Source organism: Pseudomonas sp. MM227 (genome assembly GCF_947090715.1).
Lineage (GTDB): Bacteria > Pseudomonadota > Gammaproteobacteria > Pseudomonadales > Pseudomonadaceae > Aquipseudomonas > Aquipseudomonas baltica.
Genome location: NZ_OX352319.1, coordinates 559,890 through 577,447 on the forward strand (window position 1 = coordinate 559,890; position 17,558 = coordinate 577,447).

At 63.5% G+C, this 17,558-nt stretch carries 14 protein-coding genes; 4 read left to right on the forward strand and 10 right to left on the reverse strand.

The genetic code is table 11. The features are described 5' to 3' along the window. Positions 1-24 precede the first annotated feature (24 nt). From purD to ONG87_RS02550, 10 genes are all read right to left on the reverse strand, one after another. On the reverse strand, positions 25-1,311 hold the full coding sequence (purD, locus tag ONG87_RS02505) for a phosphoribosylamine--glycine ligase (RefSeq protein ID WP_122480313.1): 1,287 nt from the start codon (positions 1,309-1,311) through the stop codon (positions 25-27). A 148-nt stretch (positions 1,312-1,459) separates the two neighbouring features. Then, positions 1,460-3,067 carry a bifunctional phosphoribosylaminoimidazolecarboxamide formyltransferase/IMP cyclohydrolase gene (purH, locus tag ONG87_RS02510; RefSeq protein WP_122480312.1) on the reverse strand — a complete coding sequence of 536 codons (1,608 nt, stop codon included), beginning with the start codon at positions 3,065-3,067 and terminating at the stop codon, positions 1,460-1,462. Positions 3,068-3,147: 80 nt separating this feature from the next. Next, positions 3,148-3,468 (reverse strand): DNA-binding transcriptional regulator Fis, encoded by a 321-nt coding sequence (gene fis, locus ONG87_RS02515; RefSeq protein ID WP_049861977.1) that lies wholly within the window; start codon positions 3,466-3,468, stop codon positions 3,148-3,150. Continuing rightward, positions 3,465-4,478, reverse strand: coding sequence for a tRNA dihydrouridine synthase DusB (gene dusB, locus ONG87_RS02520; RefSeq protein WP_192055701.1), 1,014 nt, complete (start codon positions 4,476-4,478; stop codon positions 3,465-3,467). Before dusB ends, fis begins: the two co-directional genes overlap by 4 nt. Before the next feature lie 167 nt (positions 4,479-4,645). Further along, positions 4,646-5,746 (reverse strand): DUF3426 domain-containing protein, encoded by a 1,101-nt coding sequence (locus tag ONG87_RS02525; protein WP_264382151.1) that lies wholly within the window; start codon positions 5,744-5,746, stop codon positions 4,646-4,648. Between the two features lie 41 nt (positions 5,747-5,787). Beyond that, a complete protein-coding gene (prmA, locus tag ONG87_RS02530) occupies positions 5,788-6,666 on the reverse strand; it encodes a 50S ribosomal protein L11 methyltransferase (RefSeq protein ID WP_122480309.1) in 879 nt (292 codons plus the stop codon). A gap of 148 nt (positions 6,667-6,814) precedes the next feature. Beyond that, on the reverse strand, positions 6,815-8,161 hold the full coding sequence (accC, locus tag ONG87_RS02535; RefSeq protein ID WP_264382152.1) for an acetyl-CoA carboxylase biotin carboxylase subunit: 1,347 nt from the start codon (positions 8,159-8,161) through the stop codon (positions 6,815-6,817). A 17-nt stretch (positions 8,162-8,178) separates the two neighbouring features. Then, positions 8,179-8,631 (reverse strand): acetyl-CoA carboxylase biotin carboxyl carrier protein, encoded by a 453-nt coding sequence (gene accB, locus ONG87_RS02540; RefSeq protein ID WP_122480307.1) that lies wholly within the window; start codon positions 8,629-8,631, stop codon positions 8,179-8,181. Positions 8,632-9,016: 385 nt separating this feature from the next. Then, positions 9,017-10,798 carry a protein-disulfide reductase DsbD gene (locus ONG87_RS02545; protein WP_122480306.1) on the reverse strand — a complete coding sequence of 594 codons (1,782 nt, stop codon included), beginning with the start codon at positions 10,796-10,798 and terminating at the stop codon, positions 9,017-9,019. 197 nt (positions 10,799-10,995) lie between these two features. Then, positions 10,996-12,942 (reverse strand): methyl-accepting chemotaxis protein, encoded by a 1,947-nt coding sequence (locus ONG87_RS02550; protein WP_264382153.1) that lies wholly within the window; start codon positions 12,940-12,942, stop codon positions 10,996-10,998. A gap of 285 nt (positions 12,943-13,227) precedes the next feature. Between ONG87_RS02550 and ONG87_RS02555 the strand changes: the two genes are divergently transcribed. The 4 genes from ONG87_RS02555 to speA all read left to right on the forward strand — a co-directional run bounded on the left by ONG87_RS02555 (position 13,228) and on the right by speA (position 17,550). Then, a complete protein-coding gene (locus tag ONG87_RS02555) occupies positions 13,228-14,298 on the forward strand; it encodes a DUF2333 family protein (protein WP_122480304.1) in 1,071 nt (356 codons plus the stop codon). Positions 14,299-14,302: 4 nt separating this feature from the next. Beyond that, positions 14,303-14,845, forward strand: coding sequence for an NUDIX hydrolase (locus tag ONG87_RS02560; protein ID WP_122480303.1), 543 nt, complete (start codon positions 14,303-14,305; stop codon positions 14,843-14,845). A gap of 287 nt (positions 14,846-15,132) precedes the next feature. Then, on the forward strand, positions 15,133-15,504 hold the full coding sequence (locus tag ONG87_RS02565) for a translation initiation factor Sui1 (protein ID WP_192059127.1): 372 nt from the start codon (positions 15,133-15,135) through the stop codon (positions 15,502-15,504). A 132-nt stretch (positions 15,505-15,636) separates the two neighbouring features. Further along, positions 15,637-17,550 (forward strand): arginine decarboxylase, encoded by a 1,914-nt coding sequence (gene speA, locus ONG87_RS02570; RefSeq protein ID WP_122480302.1) that lies wholly within the window; start codon positions 15,637-15,639, stop codon positions 17,548-17,550. Positions 17,551-17,558 lie beyond the last annotated feature (8 nt).

Consider the following 17,558-nt stretch of genomic DNA (forward strand, 5'->3'; position numbering starts at 1 on the left):
TGAAGCCCCCGACAGTCACCACACTTATTTGCCGCTTTCGCGGGCAATGGCCCGGTAGCCGATGTCATGGCGATAGAAACAACCCTGCCAATCGATCTTCGCGGCCAGCGCATAGGCCTGGCGCTGCGCGGCGCCGACGCTGTCGCCCAGTGCCGTGGCGCACAGCACGCGACCCCCTGCGGTGACGACCTGGCCGTCCTTGAGCGCGGTGCCGGCATGGAACACCTTGCCGGTCTCGGCAGCCGCTGCGTCCAGGCCGCCGATCGCATCACCCTTGGCATAGTCACCCGGATAGCCACCCGCCGCCAGCACGATGCCGACGCTCGGCCGTGGGTCCCACTGCGCCTCGACCTTGTCCAGCGCCTGGGCGAAAGCCGCTTCGATCAGCAGGATCAGGCTCGACTGCAGGCGCAGCATGACCGGCTGGGTTTCAGGGTCGCCGAAACGGCAGTTGAACTCGATGACCTTGGGGTTGCCGGCCTTGTCGATCATCAGCCCGGCATAGAGAAAACCGGTGTAGACATTGCCTTCGTCCGCCATGCCGCGCACAGTCGGCCAGATGACCTGATCCATGACCCGCTGGTGAACCTCGGCGGTCACCACCGGAGCAGGGGAGTACGCCCCCATGCCGCCGGTGTTCGGGCCGCTGTCGCCGTCGCCAACGCGCTTGTGGTCCTGGCTGGTGGCCATGGGCAGCACGTTCTTGCCGTCGACCATGACGATGAAACTGGCTTCCTCGCCGTCGAGGAACTCTTCGATGACCACCCGCGAGCCGGCGTCACCGAAGGCGTTGCCGGCGAGCATGTCGCGTACGGCGTCTTCGGCCTCCTGCAGGGTCATGGCAACGATCACGCCCTTGCCCGCGGCCAGGCCATCGGCCTTGATCACGATCGGCGCACCTTTTTCACGCAGGTAAGCCAGCGCCGGTTCGATCTCGGTGAAATTCTGGTAATCGGCGGTGGGAATCTTGTGCCGCGCCAGGAAATCCTTGGTGAAGGCTTTCGAGCCTTCGAGCTGGGCCGCGCCCGCGGTCGGGCCGAAACAGTCCAGGTTGCGCGCGCGGAACAGGTCGACCACGCCAGCCACCAGCGGCACTTCGGGGCCGACGATGGTCAGCGAAACGTTCTGTTCGGCGAAGTCCGCCAATTGCTCCAATGCCAGCACGTCGATAGCGACGTTCTCGCACTTGGCCTCGGTGGCGGTACCGGCATTGCCCGGTGCCACGAACACTTTCTGGACCCGTGGGTCCTGGGCGACTTTCCAGGCCAGCGCATGCTCGCGCCCGCCGCTGCCAATGATCAATACGTTCATGGTTCAAAACCTCGGTAAAGCGGAATTCTAAGGGTGTTCGCGGTATGCCGCGCAACGGCCTGACGCGGCTCGCGCCGCTGCTACAGGGGCGGCGTACCCGTGAAACATCACTGTAGGAGGCCGCATCTTCAATGCGGCCGTCGCCAGATCAGTGGCGGAAGTGGCGCATGCCGGTAAATACCATGGCGATGCCGGCTTCGTCAGCGGCCGCAATCACCTCGGCATCGCGCATCGAACCACCTGGTTGGATCACTGCGGTGATGCCCACCTTGGCGGCATTGTCCAGGCCGTCGCGGAACGGGAAGAACGCATCCGACGCCATGACCGAGCCCTGCACCTGCAAGCCGGCATGTTCAGCCTTGATCGCCGCGATGCGCGCCGAATTCACCCGGCTCATCTGCCCGGCACCGACGCCGATGGTCTGGCGGTTCCTGGCGTACACGATGGCGTTGGACTTCACGTACTTGGCGACTTTCCAGGCGAAGATCAGGTCATGGATTTCCTGTTCGCTGGGTGCCCGGCGCGTCACGACTTTGAGGTCATCGGCACCGATCATGCCGATGTCGCGGCTCTGCACCAGCAGCCCACCGTTGACGCGCTTGTAGTCCCACGCCTCGGCACGCTCGGCCGACCACTGCCCGCAGGCCAGCAGGCGCACATTGGCCTTGGCCGCCACGATGGCGCGGGCTTCCTCGCTGACGCTCGGGGCAATGATCACTTCGACGAACTGACGCTCGACGATGGCCTTGGCAGTGGCCGCATCCAGCTCGCGGTTGAAGGCAATGATGCCGCCGAACGCCGATTCGGTATCGGTGGCGTAGGCCAGTTCGTACGCCTGACGGATGCCGCCCTCGGCGTCCGGGCACACGGCCACGCCGCAGGGGTTGGCATGCTTGACGATGACGCAGGCCGGCTTGACGAAGCTCTTCACGCACTCCAGAGCGGCGTCGGTATCGGCCACATTGTTGTAGGACAGCTCCTTGCCCTGCAACTGGGTCGCCGTGGCAATCCCCACTTCGGCCGGCTGCGCCTCGACATAGAATGCCGCCTTCTGATGCGGGTTCTCGCCGTAGCGCATCTCCTGCGCCTTGACGAACTGGCTGTTGAAGGTCCGCGGAAACTCGCCGCGGCCTTCGGTGCCCAGGCGCTCGCCGGTCTGGTCGATGGTGCCCATGTAGTTGGCGATCATGCCGTCGTACGCGGCGGTATGCTCGAACGCCTTGAGCATCAGGTCGAAGCGCTGCGCGTAGGTCAGGCCGCCGGCCTTGAGCCCGGCCAGCACTTGGGCATAGTCACCGGCGTTGACCACGATGGCCACGTCCTTGTGGTTCTTCGCCGCCGAACGGACCATGGTCGGCCCGCCGATGTCGATGTTCTCGATGGCCGTGGCCAGGTCGCAGCCAGGCTTGGAAATCGTTGCCTGGAAGGGGTAGAGATTGACCGCCACCAGATCGATCGGCTGGATGCCGTGCTCGGCCATGATCGCGTCGTCGGTACCGCGGCGGCCGAGGATGCCGCCATGGATCTTCGGATGCAGGGTTTTCACGCGGCCGTCCATCATCTCGGCGAAGCCGGTGTAGTCGGCCACTTCCACGGCGGCCACGGCGTTGTCGCGCAGCAGCTTGAAGGTGCCGCCGGTGGACAGGATCTCGACGCCAAGGGCTTCCAGTTCGCGGGCGAATTCAACGATTCCGGTCTTGTCGGAAACGCTGATCAAGGCGCGGCGGATCGGCAGGCGGGTGGTCTGGTCGGTCATCACGATTTCCATCTTCAAAGCGTAGAAGTCAACAAAAAAGGCGAACCGCTGGGTCGCCTTTTCTGGTTTGAATGCTTCGGTTACAGCAGGTCGTACTGCTTGAGTTTCTTGCGCAGGGTGCCTCGATTCAGGCCCAGCATCTCGCTGGCCTTGGTCTGGTTGCCCTTGACGTGGTTCATGACGCTTTCAAGCAGGGGAGCTTCGACTTCGGACAGCACCAGGTTGTACACGTCCGTGACGGAGGCGCCTTCGAGGTGGGCAAAGTAGTTGTGCAACGCCTTCTCGACACTGCCGCGCAGGGTCTGGCCCTCTTCGCTCGGCGTGTTCAGATGCTGCTTGAGGTTTACATTGTCGCTCACAGGCGTTGTTCCACTCACTAAAGTCTCGCTCATCATCGTCATGCGGCCACCTCTTTCGCGTCCCTTTCACCAAGGCTTCTATAGCGCTCGCCGAAAAACTCGCGAACGTTGGCGCATTGCTCTTGCGTCTCTTGCAGCCCATTGAAATGGCTGCGAAATTCACGCCCGCCAGGCTGTGTACACAGATACCAGCCAACATGCTTGCGGGCGATGCGCACGCCCATCACATCGCCGTAAAAGGCGTGCAGGGCCTGCAGATGTTCCAGCAGAATGCTTTCCACTTCACTCAACTGCGGTGCCGGCAGCAGCTCGCCGGTGCGCAGGTAATGCTCGATCTCCCGGAAGATCCAGGGCCGACCCTGGGCCGCGCGCCCTATCAGCAGGCCGTCGGCACCGGTCGCCTGCAGTACCTGCCGGGCCTTGTGCGGTGAATCGATGTCGCCATTGGCGAAGACCGGGATGGACACCGCCTGCTTGATCGCAGCGATGGTGTCGTATTCGGCTTCGCCGGTGTAGAGGTCGGCGCGTGTGCGACCGTGCACCGCCAACGCGGCGATGCCCGACTGCTCGGCAATCTTTGCAACAGCGATGCCATTGCGGTTGGAGCGGTCCCAGCCCGTGCGAATCTTCAAGGTCACCGGCACATCCACGGCGGCCACCACGGCTTCCAGAATCTGCGCCACCAGCGCTTCATCCTTGAGCAAGGCAGACCCCGCCGCCTTGTTGCACACCTTCTTCGCCGGACAGCCCATGTTGATATCGATGATCTGCGCCCCGGCCTCCACGTTCGCCCGTGCCGCCTGGGCCAGCATCTGCGCGTCCCCTCCGGCGATCTGCACCGAGCGTGGCTCGGGATCGCCCTCGTGGACCATGCGCAGACGGGACTTGCGGCTGTTCCACAGGCTCATGTCGCTGGTGACCATTTCCGACACCACCAGGCCTGCGCCCAGGCGTTTGCACAACTGACGAAAGGGCTGGTCGGTAACCCCGGCCATGGGGGCCAGGATCAGCGAGTTGCTCAAGGTGTATGGGCCGATGCGTACCGCCGACATAGGACTTCCCTGTTGTGGGGCCGGATCATGAGAGTTCGAAAAAGGGTTGGCATAATACCCGCTCTCGATGACGGGTTAAAGATAGATTTGGATAAAATCTGAACAGTTATCTGCCCGCGCGGACAGCTTTGAACGGGCGCAGTCCACCCTTGCCCCACAGCATCTGGCTATTCGGGCGAGCGGAAACTGAGGCTGTAATTGACCGCCGAAGGGCCTGGGTCGAGGATGTCCAGGGCAATGTGGATGGGCGTTTGCGGCGGCATCTCGGCCTTGCCGGCCAACTCGCCGTCGAGGTATTCGCTGGGCTTGAATCGACGGCTGGCGATCAACTGGCCATTGAGGTCGGCAAAGCGCAGCTCCAGCAACGGAAAAGGCTGCGAGAACGCCGCGCGGTTGTAGATGATCGCATCCACCACCAACGCCCCGGCGAACTCGGGATGGCTGCGCACCACCAGGTTGCTGCTTTTTACCAGGGCAATATCGACCTTGGCCGGCACACTGCAGCCTATAACGGGGCACAGCTGCTGGAACAGCGGCCGGTACTGGTCCTGACGGGCCAGTTCGGCGAAATGATAGACCACGTACTGCACGCCCAGGCCCAACGCGGCAACGATCGCCAGGCCCAGCCACAACAGGCGCTTGCCCCAGTGCGAGCGGGGCTTCTCCCAGGCCAGTTGCATCGGCTCGTCCAGCAGGTCGGCCAGATCGTCCTCATCCCGCACGGCAGGTTCGTTGCGGGTTGCCTGGCCCTTGCGAGTGCTGGTGGCGGCAGCAAGAGGCGGCTCGTCTCGATCATGCTCGTCGAGTGCCGATAACCGGCCGTGGCCATCCACCGACGGCTCGTCATCGACGTGGGCCTGGTCGAGGGCCTCGGAATGGGAAAACGAAGGCTCGGTCCGCTTGGCGGGTGTCGGCGCTTGGTCTTCGTCCAGTGCCGGCAGCCGTTCGATGATCGGTGGCAAGGCCGCCGCATCGGTATCGGCGTCGTCCCGGCGCGCGCTCAGGCTGTCCATTCTGGGAGTGTCACCCAGCTCGAGCCGATCCAGGTCTATGTCACCATTGGTCCACGGCCGCGGAGCCAGCTCCGGCGGTCTGGGCAAACTGGCCGGGGTCAGGGTCGCGCTCTGTTCGAGCAGCTGTCGGGCCGCATTGAAGACCTGCAGGCAGGAGCCGCAGCGAACCACACCGCGCGCCACACTCAGTTGGTTGTGGCTGACGCGGAAGCTGCTTTGGCAATGCGGGCACTGGGTGACGAAACTCTCGCTCATGCGCAGGTCCTGGTAGGGCCGGGGGACATTCTGGATGGGGCTCAGCGGCGACGGCCGCTGATGCGTACCCAGCCGTCACGGTTGGCAATCGGATCCAGCTCGAAGTCCTGTGCGTAGGCTGCCGCGACTTCTTCGCCCTGTTCGGCGAGGATGCCGGACAGCGCCAGCAGTCCGCCAGGCCGGACCAATCCGCTGAGCTGGGGTGCGAGGCTGACCAGCGGACCTGCAAGAATGTTGGCGACCAGCACATCGGCCTGCTGAGCGGGGAGGTCGGCAGGCAGGTACACCGGGAAGCGATCGTCGGCAATGCCATTGCGCTGGGCGTTGTCGCGTGAAGCCTCCAGCGCCTGCACATCGATGTCGGTGCCAACCGCCTGACGCGCGCCCAGCAGCAACGCAGCGATGGCCAGAATGCCCGACCCGCAGCCGAAATCCAGCACCTGCGTGTCCTGCAGCTGCTGCCCGTCCAGCCATTCCAGGCACAGTGCCGTGGTCGGATGGGTGCCGGTGCCGAACGCCAGGCCTGGGTCCAGCAGCAGGTTGACCGCCTCGGGTTCCGGGGCCTGGTGCCAGCTGGGCACGATCCACAAACGGCGGCCGAAGCGCATGGGCTGGAAATTGTCCATCCAGCTGCGCTCCCAGTCCTGGTCCTCGATCACTTCGGCGTGATGCTCGGGCAGGGCGGCGTCGGTCAACAACTGCAAGTGGGCGAAGACTGCGCCGGCGTCGGTGTCGGCTTCGAACAGCGCCAGCAAGTGGGTGTGCGACCAGAGCGGCGTGGTATTGAGTTCGGGCTCGAAGATCGGCTGGTCTTCGGCATCCATGAACGTCACGGACACGGCACCGACTTCCAGCAGGGCGTCTTCATAGGTTTCGGCTTGTTCTGGGCTGATGGCCAGACGGACTTGCAGCCAAGGCATGGCGGGCACCTTCGATCTAAACGGGGGGCGCAGCACGTTCGCTGCGACAAGCGCGCCAGTTTACGCGAGGACAGGCGCGAGGACCAAAAAAAACCCGGCTCGAAAGCCGGGTCGTTTTTACATCTACACCTTCACGTCGCCAACCGAATCACTTCTGACCGGCCAGCTTGTGTTCCAGGTAGTGGATGTTGACGCCGCCCTTGCAGAAACCTTCATCGCGCACCAGGTCGCGGTGCAGTGCGATGTTGGTCTTGATGCCGTCCACGATGATCTCGTCCAGGGCGTTGCGCATACGGGCCATGGCCTCTTCGCGGTCCTTGCCCCAGGTGATCAGCTTGCCGATCAGCGAGTCATAGTTCGGCGGTACCGCATAGCCACTGTACAGGTGCGAATCGACGCGAACGCCATTGCCGCCCGGTGCGTGGAAATGCTTCACGGTGCCGGGGCTCGGAATGAAGCTCTTCGGGTCTTCGGCGTTGATCCGGCACTCGAGCGAATGACCGCGAATGACCACGTCGTCCTGGGTGAACGAGAGCTTGTTGCCGGCGGCGATGCTGAGCATCTCCTTGACGATGTCGATACCCGTGACCATCTCCGATACCGGATGCTCTACCTGCACGCGAGTGTTCATCTCGATGAAGTAGAACCGGCCGTTTTCGTAGAGGAACTCGAAGGTACCGGCGCCGCGGTAGCCGATCTCGATGCAGGCCTTCACGCAACGCGCCAGGACTTCCTCGCGCGCTGCTTCGTCGATGCCCGGTGCCGGTGCTTCTTCCAGCACCTTCTGGTGCCGGCGCTGCAGCGAGCAGTCACGGTCGCCCAGGTGGATTGCCTGGCCCTGACCGTCGGACAACACCTGGACTTCCACGTGACGCGGGTTGGTCAGGAATTTTTCCAGATACACCATCGGGTTGCCGAACGCGGCACCGGCTTCGGTGCGGGTCAGCTTGGCCGAGGCGATCAGGTCTTCTTCCTTGTGCACCACGCGCATGCCGCGACCACCGCCGCCGCCAGCGGCCTTGATGATCACCGGATAGCCGACTTCACGGCCGATGCGCAGGGCCTCTTCCTCGTCTTCCGGCAGCGGACCATCGGAGCCGGGCACCGTCGGTACGCCCGTTGCGATCATCGCGTGCTTGGCCGACACCTTGTCGCCCATCAGGCGAATGGTTTCTGCAGTCGGGCCAATGAAGGCAAAACCGGATTTCTCGACCTGCTCGGCAAAGTCCGCGTTCTCGGCGAGAAAGCCATAGCCTGGGTGAATGGCCGTGGCGCCAGTCACTTCGGCCGCGGCAATGATCGCCGGGATATGCAGATAGGACAGGTTGGCAGGCCCCGGCCCGATGCACACCGACTCGTCAGCCAGGCCAAGGTGCATGAGCTCCTTGTCGGCCTTGGAGTAGACGGCAACGGTCTTGATGCCCAGCTCTTTGCAGGCACGCAGGATCCGCAAGGCGATTTCGCCGCGGTTGGCGATCAGAACTTTTTCCAACATCGCAGGCTCTCCGCTGGTCAAACGATGGTGAACAGCGGCTGGTCGTACTCAACCGGCTGACCGTCTTCTACCAGGATCGATTCGATCACACCGCTGGTTTCAGCTTCGATGTGGTTCATCATTTTCATTGCTTCGACGATGCACAGGGTATCGCCTTTCTTGACCGTCTGGCCTACTTCGGCAAAGGCCGGCGAGGCTGGCGACGCCTTGCGGTAGAAGGTGCCGACCATCGGCGAACGGGCCACGGTGCCGTTGAGCTTGGCAGCCACAGGCTCGGCCGGGGCGGCAGGTGCTGCGGCGACGGGCGCTGCGGCAGGCGCGGCCATCGGCGCCGGTGCATAGTACTGCTGGGCCGGGGTCTTGCTGTGACGGCTGATCCGTACGGATTCTTCGCCTTCCTTGATTTCCAGCTCGTCGATGCCGGACTCTTCCAGCAGCTCGATCAGTTTCTTGACTTTACGAATATCCATCAATCATCAACTCCCAAGGGTCGGTCAGGGGCGTTCAGTAGGTGTTCTTGCCATGCGCCTTTCGAAGAAGGCTGCAAACACTCATGTGCCGTTGAAAAGGGCCGAGTGACGGCGAAAATTCTCGAACGTGCCGGTGAAAAATACGCACGTCGAACAGTGGGATGCTCATCGGCAGCAGCGCGTCACGTCAGGGGTGACATCGGTCATGAAAAGCTGTCGAGTCATGTCCATTTCAAGCGGTGTCTCGCCTTCGGCTTCACGGGCAAAGCGGGCGAACTATGCCGGAAACCTCAGGCGTATGTCCAGTTAAGCGCAATAGCCCGCACGTTGTCCGATGTTTGCGCAAAATTTGTGACTCGCTTGTCGGTTTCGGTCACCACCCCAGTCATGGATTGCCAGCGGGAGGTATTTTCCCGAGGAACGTTGCCGCATCGACTTCACCGACGACACGCGAGGCTGCCTGTTCATTGCCGTTGCCGTCGAAGAACAGCAATGCGGGCGGCCCGAACAGCTTGAAGCGATCGAGCAGGGCACGCTGTTCCGCGTTGCTCTGGGTGATGTCCAGGCGCACCTTGCGGTAACCCTGCAGCCCTGCGATCACCTGCGCATCGGTCAGCACTTCATGCTCGATGACCTTGCAGCTGATGCACCAGTCGGCATACCAGTCCAGGACCAGCGGTTGCCCGGCGGCAGTTGCCTGGCGCAGTGCCAGCTCGAAGCCTTCGGTGGTGGTCACCGTCTGCCAGGCGTCCTGCGCAGCCGTCGGGGCAGTCGCTGGCGCACCGGTCGTAGCCGGGCGCGCCAGCGGCTGGAACGGATCGGATTGGCCGCTCAAAGCGCCGTGCCAGCATGCCAGGGCATAAAACACGAAGGCCAGCCCGAGCACCTGTTGCAGACGCTGGCGCGCAGGTTTGGCCACCCACTCCAGAGCCCCCATGAACACACCGATGCCGGCTGCCAGCAGGCCGATCAGCAGCAGGGTCACGCTGCCTGGCAGCACCCGAGCGAGCAGGGCGATGGCCAGGCCCAGCAGCAAGACGCCGATGGCGTTTTTCACGGTCACCAGCCACGGCCCGCTTTTGGGCAGCCAGGCCGCGCCACCGGTAGCCACCAGCAACAACGGCGCGCCCATGCCCAGACCCAGTGCAAACAGTTTCAGTCCGCCCCCCAGGGCATCGCCGCTGGCGCTGATATAAAGCAGCGCACCGGCCAGCGGCGCCGATACGCACGGCGACACCAGCAGGCTCGACACTACCCCCAGCACGGCGGCTCCCCACAGCGAGCCGCCCTTGGCATTGCCGGCCACGCGGTCGAGGCGCTGGCTCACGGCAGCCGGCAGTTTGAGCTCGAACAGGCCGAACATGGCCAGCGCGAATACCACGAAGAACAGGGCGAACGGCACCAGCACCCACATCGACTGCAGCCGTGCCTGCAGGTTGAGTTCGGCGCCGAACTTGCCCATCAGCGCACCCAACAGGGCGAAACAGACGGCCATCGGCAGCACATAGGCCAGCGACAGGCTGAAGCCGCGCAGCCCGCCCACCTGCCCGCGCAGCACCACGCCGGACAAGATTGGCAACATAGGCAGCACGCAGGGCGTGAAGGTCAGGCCGATACCGGCCAGAAAGAACAACGCCAATTCATGCCATTGCCAGCCTCCCGAGGCCCCGGCATCGCTCGCCACCGGGGCAGCCTGGCCGATGCCAGGTACGGAAAGGCGCTGGGTTTCCGGTGGGTAGCACAGGCCCTTGTCGGCGCAGCCCTGGAAGCCTACAGCCAGGGTGAAGGCGCGCGAGTCTCCGGCGGGGCGAGGGATCTTCACGTCGAGAATGCCGTGGTAGACCTCGACATCGCCGAAATACTCGTCGTGTTTCTGCTCGCCGGCCGGCAGTTGCGCGGCCCCCAGCGCGATGTCGGCAGGCTCGGCCTTGAATTCGAAGCGATGGCGGTAGAGATAGTAGCCTTCGGCAATCACGAAACGCAGGGTGATGTCCTGCGCAGAAGCCTCTACCTGTTCGAGTTGGAACGCCTGGCCGACCGGCAGGAAGTCGGCGCCGTTGTTCAGCGAAGCACCGCCCAGAGTGGCGCTGGGCCGTGCGTCGAGCAGGCCGGAGGCCGCGACGGGCAGTGCGAAAACCAACAACAGAAGGCAAAGCAGGCGGCGCATGACAGTTCTCGAACAGCAATTGAGCGCGCATCATACTGGAGCGATGCGGTACTGCCGAATCGCCAGGGCCCGATTTCATGTAACAGGATGGGTCGCCCAGATAGGGTCGCCCAGATAGAGTCGCCCAGATAGGGTCGCCCGGATAAGGTCCCCTGGACAGGGTCGCCCGGATAGGGTCGCCCAGTCCGCTACAAGCCCTAGACCCTGAACGCCTGCACCGCCGTGCGCAATTCGCCACCCAGACGCAACAGATGCTCGCCCTGCGCGCGCCCTTGGCCGATGCGCAGCAGGTTGTCTTCACCCAAGCCATGAATGCGCTCGCCGTGCTCGCGAATCTCGCCCACGGCACCGCTCTGCTGCGCGGTTGAATCAGCGATGCGCACGGCGGTGGCAGAGATGGTCTGGATGGCCGCGACGATCTGCGCCAGCGCCCCGTCCGCTGCCTGGGCCTGGCTGGCCGTCGCCTGGGCATGAACGACCTGGGCGCGCATGCCGTGCACGGACTCGCGCGCCGCCGTCTGCAGGTTGCCAATCAAGCTCTGGATCTGATGAGTCGCCCCGGTCGTGCGCGATGCCAGCGAACGGACCTCTTCGGCAACCACCGCGAAGCCGCGGCCCATTTCTCCGGCACGCGCCGCTTCGATTGCGGCATTGAGGGCCAGCAAGTTGGTCTGGTCGGCGATCGAGCGGATAACGGTCAGCACGCCACCGATGGTGGCCGACTCCTCGGCAAGCTGCTCGATCATCTGCGCGTTGCCCTGCACTTCACCCACCAGCGCATGCAGCCCTTTGAGGCTCTGCCCGATGACATGCTGGCCATGCTCCACCGCTTCGCCCGCCGATCGACTGGCCGCAGCTGCCTGGCTGGCATCGTCCGCTACCTGGCCGATGGTTGCCTCCAGCTCGCCCAGCGCATCGCGAATCTGTGCGGTATCGCCGGCCTGACGCAGTGCCCCCTGGTGCAGGCCACCGCTGAGTTCGGCCAGTTGGTGACTGCTGCCGGCCACTTGCTCGGCGTTCTGGCGAATGGTGCCGACCAACGCGACCAGATACAGGCGCAAGCGGTTCAGAGACGCTTCGATGGCCTGTAATTCATGGTTGGTACGGCCCAGAGCGACGGGCTTGGCGAAATCCCCCTCGGCCCAGGTCGACAAGGCCGGATCCAGGCGTGTCAGCGCACCGGCCAGGCGGCGCTGCATGCGGTCGATCAGCAAGGCGATCAACAGGATAAGGCCGATCATGGCCCCTTGCAGCAAACGCACTTCACCCTGGATTCTGGCGTGCTCCCCACGCACGGCCGGTTCCAGTTCGCCCAGGCCATGCTGGACTGCGCCGATGCGTTGCTGGGCGGCATCGGCCAGTTCGGTACGCCGCTGGATCAGCTCACGGGTACGGCCCAGTTCGGCTGGATAGCGCGTCAGCAAGCTGGCCAGCTCACGCTTGAGGTCCACGCCATCATCCTGAGCCTCGCCGGTGTTTTCGTTCTGCAAACCCATCAGCGCCGCAAAGTCATCGGCCCCCGACGCGGTGGAGCTGGCCACGCCCAGCAGCGGCAGGCTTTGCAGCGTATCGGCCTGGGCCCTGATGCCGGCCAGTTCGCGCTCGACGTCTGCAGCCAGTTCGCTGCGCCCGCTGCTGATCATCTTCTCGCGTGCCAGGGACAGTTTTGCCAGGTGCTGGCTGGCAGGCAGCAGTGCCGCCTGATAGGGCCCGTTGCTCGCGGCATACCGAGCCAGTTGTTCCAACGTACCGCCCAGCTCGCGCTCGGCCTGCACCAGCAGCGCCTGTGGATCGCCCGCCAGCTTGCCGGCAGCGAGCAACTGCTCGGCAGTGAAGATCCTCAGCGCATCGGCATCGCCGTGCAGTGGGCCGCTCAGTTCACTGGGCAAGGTGGCGAGCCCCTCACGCAGCCGGATCAAGCCCTGGGTCGCTTCGGCATGGCGCAGCGCATCGCCGCTGTTCAGGTAATCCTGGACGTTGCGCACGACGTCGTCCTGAAACTGCCGGGACAGTTGCAGGTAGCGCTCCATCAACAGATAGGGTTTTTCCAGCGCCCGTTGCGACCACCACAGCGTCGCCGCCAGGGCGGTGCACACGGCGACCAGCAGCAGGGTGTTCAGATTGGTAAGCAGTTTCAGGCGCATGGGGGGCACTACCAACAGCGAAATGGTCAGTGCGTGAAGGTAGGGGCGGTCTGTTACAGACGCGTGACTTCAACCTGAAAAAGATGGCATATGGCCTGTATTTTAGGTCGGCCATTGAATTCGACGCTCAGACACATCCGGATGTCTTTACCGCGACTGCGACATGCCGATGCATCCTTTATAGTGGCGATACTGCCTTGCCTGGAAAACTTTGCCCATGGGAGGCACGTTAGCCGGGTGGCGAGGTCAGAACCCATGAATTCCGCGATAGAAAGGACATAAGTCATGCTGGACTGGAAGAATCGTGCGGGCAACGGCGGAGCACGCGAGCGTGCCGACAGCAGTGGCGGCCCACGCAGCCATGTCAAGAGCCTGCTGCTGAGCAAGGCCGTGCTGGGTGCGCTGGCTGTCTATCTGGTGGTGACCCTGTTGCTGGGCTGGTACTGGAGCGAAGAGCCCGAACTGTTCCCGGTGCAGCAGAATGCCCAGTCGGCCGCACAACGTGACGGCCGTCAGATGGTGGTCGGCTACACCACGGTGGAAACCCTCAAGACAGTGGCATCGACACTGCTGAACAAGCCGGGTGGCTACATTTCCAACGACCGCTTTCCGCCTGGCTTGTGGATGGACAACATGCCCAGCTGGGAATACGGTGTACTGGTCCAGGTCCGCGATCTGAGCCGTGCGCTGCGCAAGGACTTCGCTCGTTCGCAGTCGCAGTCCGCCGAAGACGCCGATCTGGCCCGCGCCGAGCCGCGCTTCAACTTCGACAACAAGAGCTGGGTGCTGCCTTCCAGCGAGTCCGAGTTCCAGGAAGGCATCAACCTGCTTACCCGCTACCAGAATCGGCTGTCCGATCCCAGCCAGACCAACGCATTGTTCTACACCCGTGCCGACAACCTGAACAACTGGCTGGGCGACGTCGGTACGCGTCTGGGCTCGTTGTCTCAGCGTTTGTCTGCCAGTGTCGGTCGCGTCAAGCTGAACACCACGCTCAAGACCGAAAGCGTGATTGCAGGCCAGGCGCCGCAGGTCGACGAGGAAATCGTCGAGACACCGTGGATGCAGATCGACAACGTGTTCTACGAGGCACGCGGTCAGGCCTGGGCGCTGTCGCATCTGCTGCGCGCTATCGAAGTCGACTTCGCCGATGTATTGGCGAAGAAGAATGCAACCGTCAGCGTGCGCCAGATCATCCGTGAACTGGAAGCGTCCCAGGCACCGGTATGGAGCCCGATGATTCTCAATGGCAGCGGTTTCGGCATGTGGGCGAACCACTCGCTGGTGATGGCCAACTACATCTCGCGGGCCAACGCCGCCGTCATCGACCTGCGCCAACTGCTGTCGCAGGGCTGAAGACATGCCGATCTCGACCCAGGAGGTCGAACATCGTGCAGCGTCCGATGCCGAGTCGATCGCCTGGGTCGACGAGTCCGATCAGCTGCTGGGGACCTTGCCCAGGTCAGAGCTGCGCGAACGTGGGCTGATCGGCCGCGGCACCTACATCCTCCTGTTCAACAGCCAGGGCGAGCTGTGCGTGCACCGGCGCACCTTGAGCAAGGCGATCTACCCTGGCTACTGGGACGTGGCCGCCGGTGGCATGGTGCAGGGCAACGAGACCTACATCGAATCAGCCGCGCGCGAACTCGAGGAAGAACTGGGTGTGCGTGGCGTCCAACTGACTGCACACGAGCATTTTCTGTTCGACCAGCCAGGCAACCGAGTCTGGTGTGCGGTGTTCTCCGCGGTCTGGGATGGCCCGCTGGAGCTGCAGCCCGAGGAAGTGCTGGAGGCCCGGTTCGTCCCGGTCCAGCAGGCTCTGGATGAGAGCACCACCGAGCCCTATTGCCCCGATTCCCTGGCTGCATTGCTGCGATTCCTGACCTGCCGGGACAATGCCTGACTCCGTGCAGCATCATGTAGGAGCGGCCATCGGCCGTGAATCACACGACGCGGCTCGCCTGATACACCACGCTGTGCTTTTCGCGGCCACTGACCGCTCCTACGTGCATCCCCTGCGCCCTGTAGGAGCGGTCATCGGCCGCGAAACGGGCATCGCGGTATTCCCTGTACAGCCTCGCACTTCATGAAATCATTCGATCCTCGGCAATTGCCTCCACCAGGCACTTAGCATGCACCCGGTTTCCCGCTAAACTGCTCGGCCTGATCCACTTCACATGAGGCATGCCGGTGGCCAAGAAAGCCGCATCCTTCGCCGCCCTCGGCGGCCTGGTGTTCTCCACCGACAGCGGTCGGCATTGTCCGGACTGCCGTCAGCCCATCGACGCCTGCACCTGCAAGCAAACGGCCGTGGCCGAGGGCGACGGCATCGCCCGTGTGCGGCGCGAAAGCAAAGGTCGCGGCGGCAAGACCGTGACCACCATCACCGGTGTCCCACTCCCGGCCGATGAGCTCAAGGAGCTGGCGACCACCCTCAAGCGCCGTTGCGGCACAGGCGGTGCGTTGAAAGACGGCGTCATCGAAATCCAGGGCGACCATGTCGAGCTGCTGCTCGCCGAGCTGGTCAAGCAGGGCTTCAAGGCCCGCAAGTCCGGTGGTTGAGCCGCACACCCTGTAAACTTGAAGTACTCGCCGGGGTCTACCCCAGCAGGCGCAGCAATCGTCATCTTTACCCTCTACACTGCGCAGGGCCCGACGGCCCGCGACAACCGACTTTTTTCATAGGGGACCTCGATGTCCGTACGACGCACACGTAAAGACGATGGCAGCCAATGGACCGTGGCCGACAGCCGCAGCGTTTATGGCATTCGCCACTGGGGCGCTGGTTATTTCGCCATCAACGAGGCCGGCCGTGTCGAGGTTCGTCCGAACGGTCCGGACAGCTCGCCGATCGATCTTTACGAGCAGGTCGACCAACTGCGCAAGAGCGGCCTGTCGCTGCCGCTGCTGGTGCGCTTCCCCGATATCCTGCAAGACCGCGTACGCCAGTTGACCGGTGCCTTCGATGCCAACATCGCTCGCCTGGACTACCAGAGTCGCTACACCGCGCTGTATCCGATCAAGGTGAACCAGCAGGAAGCGGTGGTGGAAAACATCATCGCCACCGAAGGCGTGTCGATCGGCCTGGAAGCCGGCTCCAAGCCGGAGCTGCTGGCCGTGCTGGCCCTGGCGCCCAAGGGCGGGACCATCGTCTGCAACGGCTACAAGGACCGCGAATTCATCCGCCTGGCCCTGATCGGCCAGAAGCTGGGTCACAACGTCTTCATCGTCATCGAGAAAGAGTCCGAAGTGGCGCTGGTGATCGAAGAGGCCGCCGAGCTCAAGGTCAAGCCGCAGATCGGTCTGCGCGTGCGCCTGTCGTCCCTGGCTTCGAGCAAGTGGGCCGACACCGGCGGTGAGAAATCCAAGTTCGGCCTGTCTGCCGCCCAATTGCTGTCGGTCGTCGAGCGCTTCCGCGAAGCGGGCGTGGACCAAGGCATCCGCCTGCTGCACTTCCACATGGGCTCGCAGATCGCCAACCTGGCGGACTACCAGCACGGCTTCAAAGAAGCCATTCGCTATTACGGCGAGCTGCGTTCGCTGGGCCTGCCGGTCGATCACATCGATGTGGGCGGCGGCCTGGGTGTCGACTACGACGGCACTCACTCGCGCAATGCCAGCTCGATCAACTACGACATGGACGACTACGCCGGTGTCGTGGTGGGGATGCTCAAGGAGTTCTGCGATGCCCAGGGCATGCCGCATCCGCACATCTTCTCGGAGAGTGGCCGCTCGCTGACTGCGCACCACGCCATGCTGGTGGTGCAGGTCACCGACGTCGAGCGTCACAACGACGAAGTGCCCGAGATCGTCGACAAGCAAAGCCTGCCCGAAACCCTGCAGTGGCTGGTCGATCTGCTGGGTCCGACCGACATCGAGATGGTCACTGAAAACTACTGGCGCGCGACCCACTACATCAGCGACATCGCGGCGCAGTACGCCGACGGCAAGGTTACCCTGGCGCAGAAGGCCCTGGCCGAACAGTGCTACTTCGCCGTGTGCCGCCGCCTGCACAACTCGCTCAAGGCCCGTCAGCGCTCGCATCGCCAGGTGCTGGACGAACTCAACGACAAGCTCGCCGACAAGTACATCTGCAACTTCTCGGTGTTCCAGAGCCTGCCCGATACCTGGGCCATCGGCCAGGTCCTGCCGATCCTGCCGCTGCACCGTCTCGACGAAGAGCCGCTGCGCCGCGCCGTACTGCAGGACCTGACCTGCGATTCCGACGGCAAGATCAAGCAGTACGTCGATGAACAGAGCATCGAAACCAGCCTGCCGGTGCACGCCGTCAACCAGGGCGAGGATTACCTGCTGGGTATCTTCCTGGTCGGCGCGTACCAGGAGATCCTCGGTGACATGCACAACCTGTTCGGTGACACCGACTCGGTGAACATCTATCAGCGCCAGGACGGCAGCGTCTACAGCGCCGGCATCGAAACCCACGACACCATCGAAGACATGCTGCGCTACGTGCATCTGTCTCCCGAAGAGTTGATGACGCATTACCGCGACAAGGTTGCCAGCGCCAAGATCACCGCGCGCGAACGCACCCAGTACCTGGACGCCTTGCGCCTGGGCTTGACGCGTTCTTCGTACCTGTCGTCGTAACGAGTGGG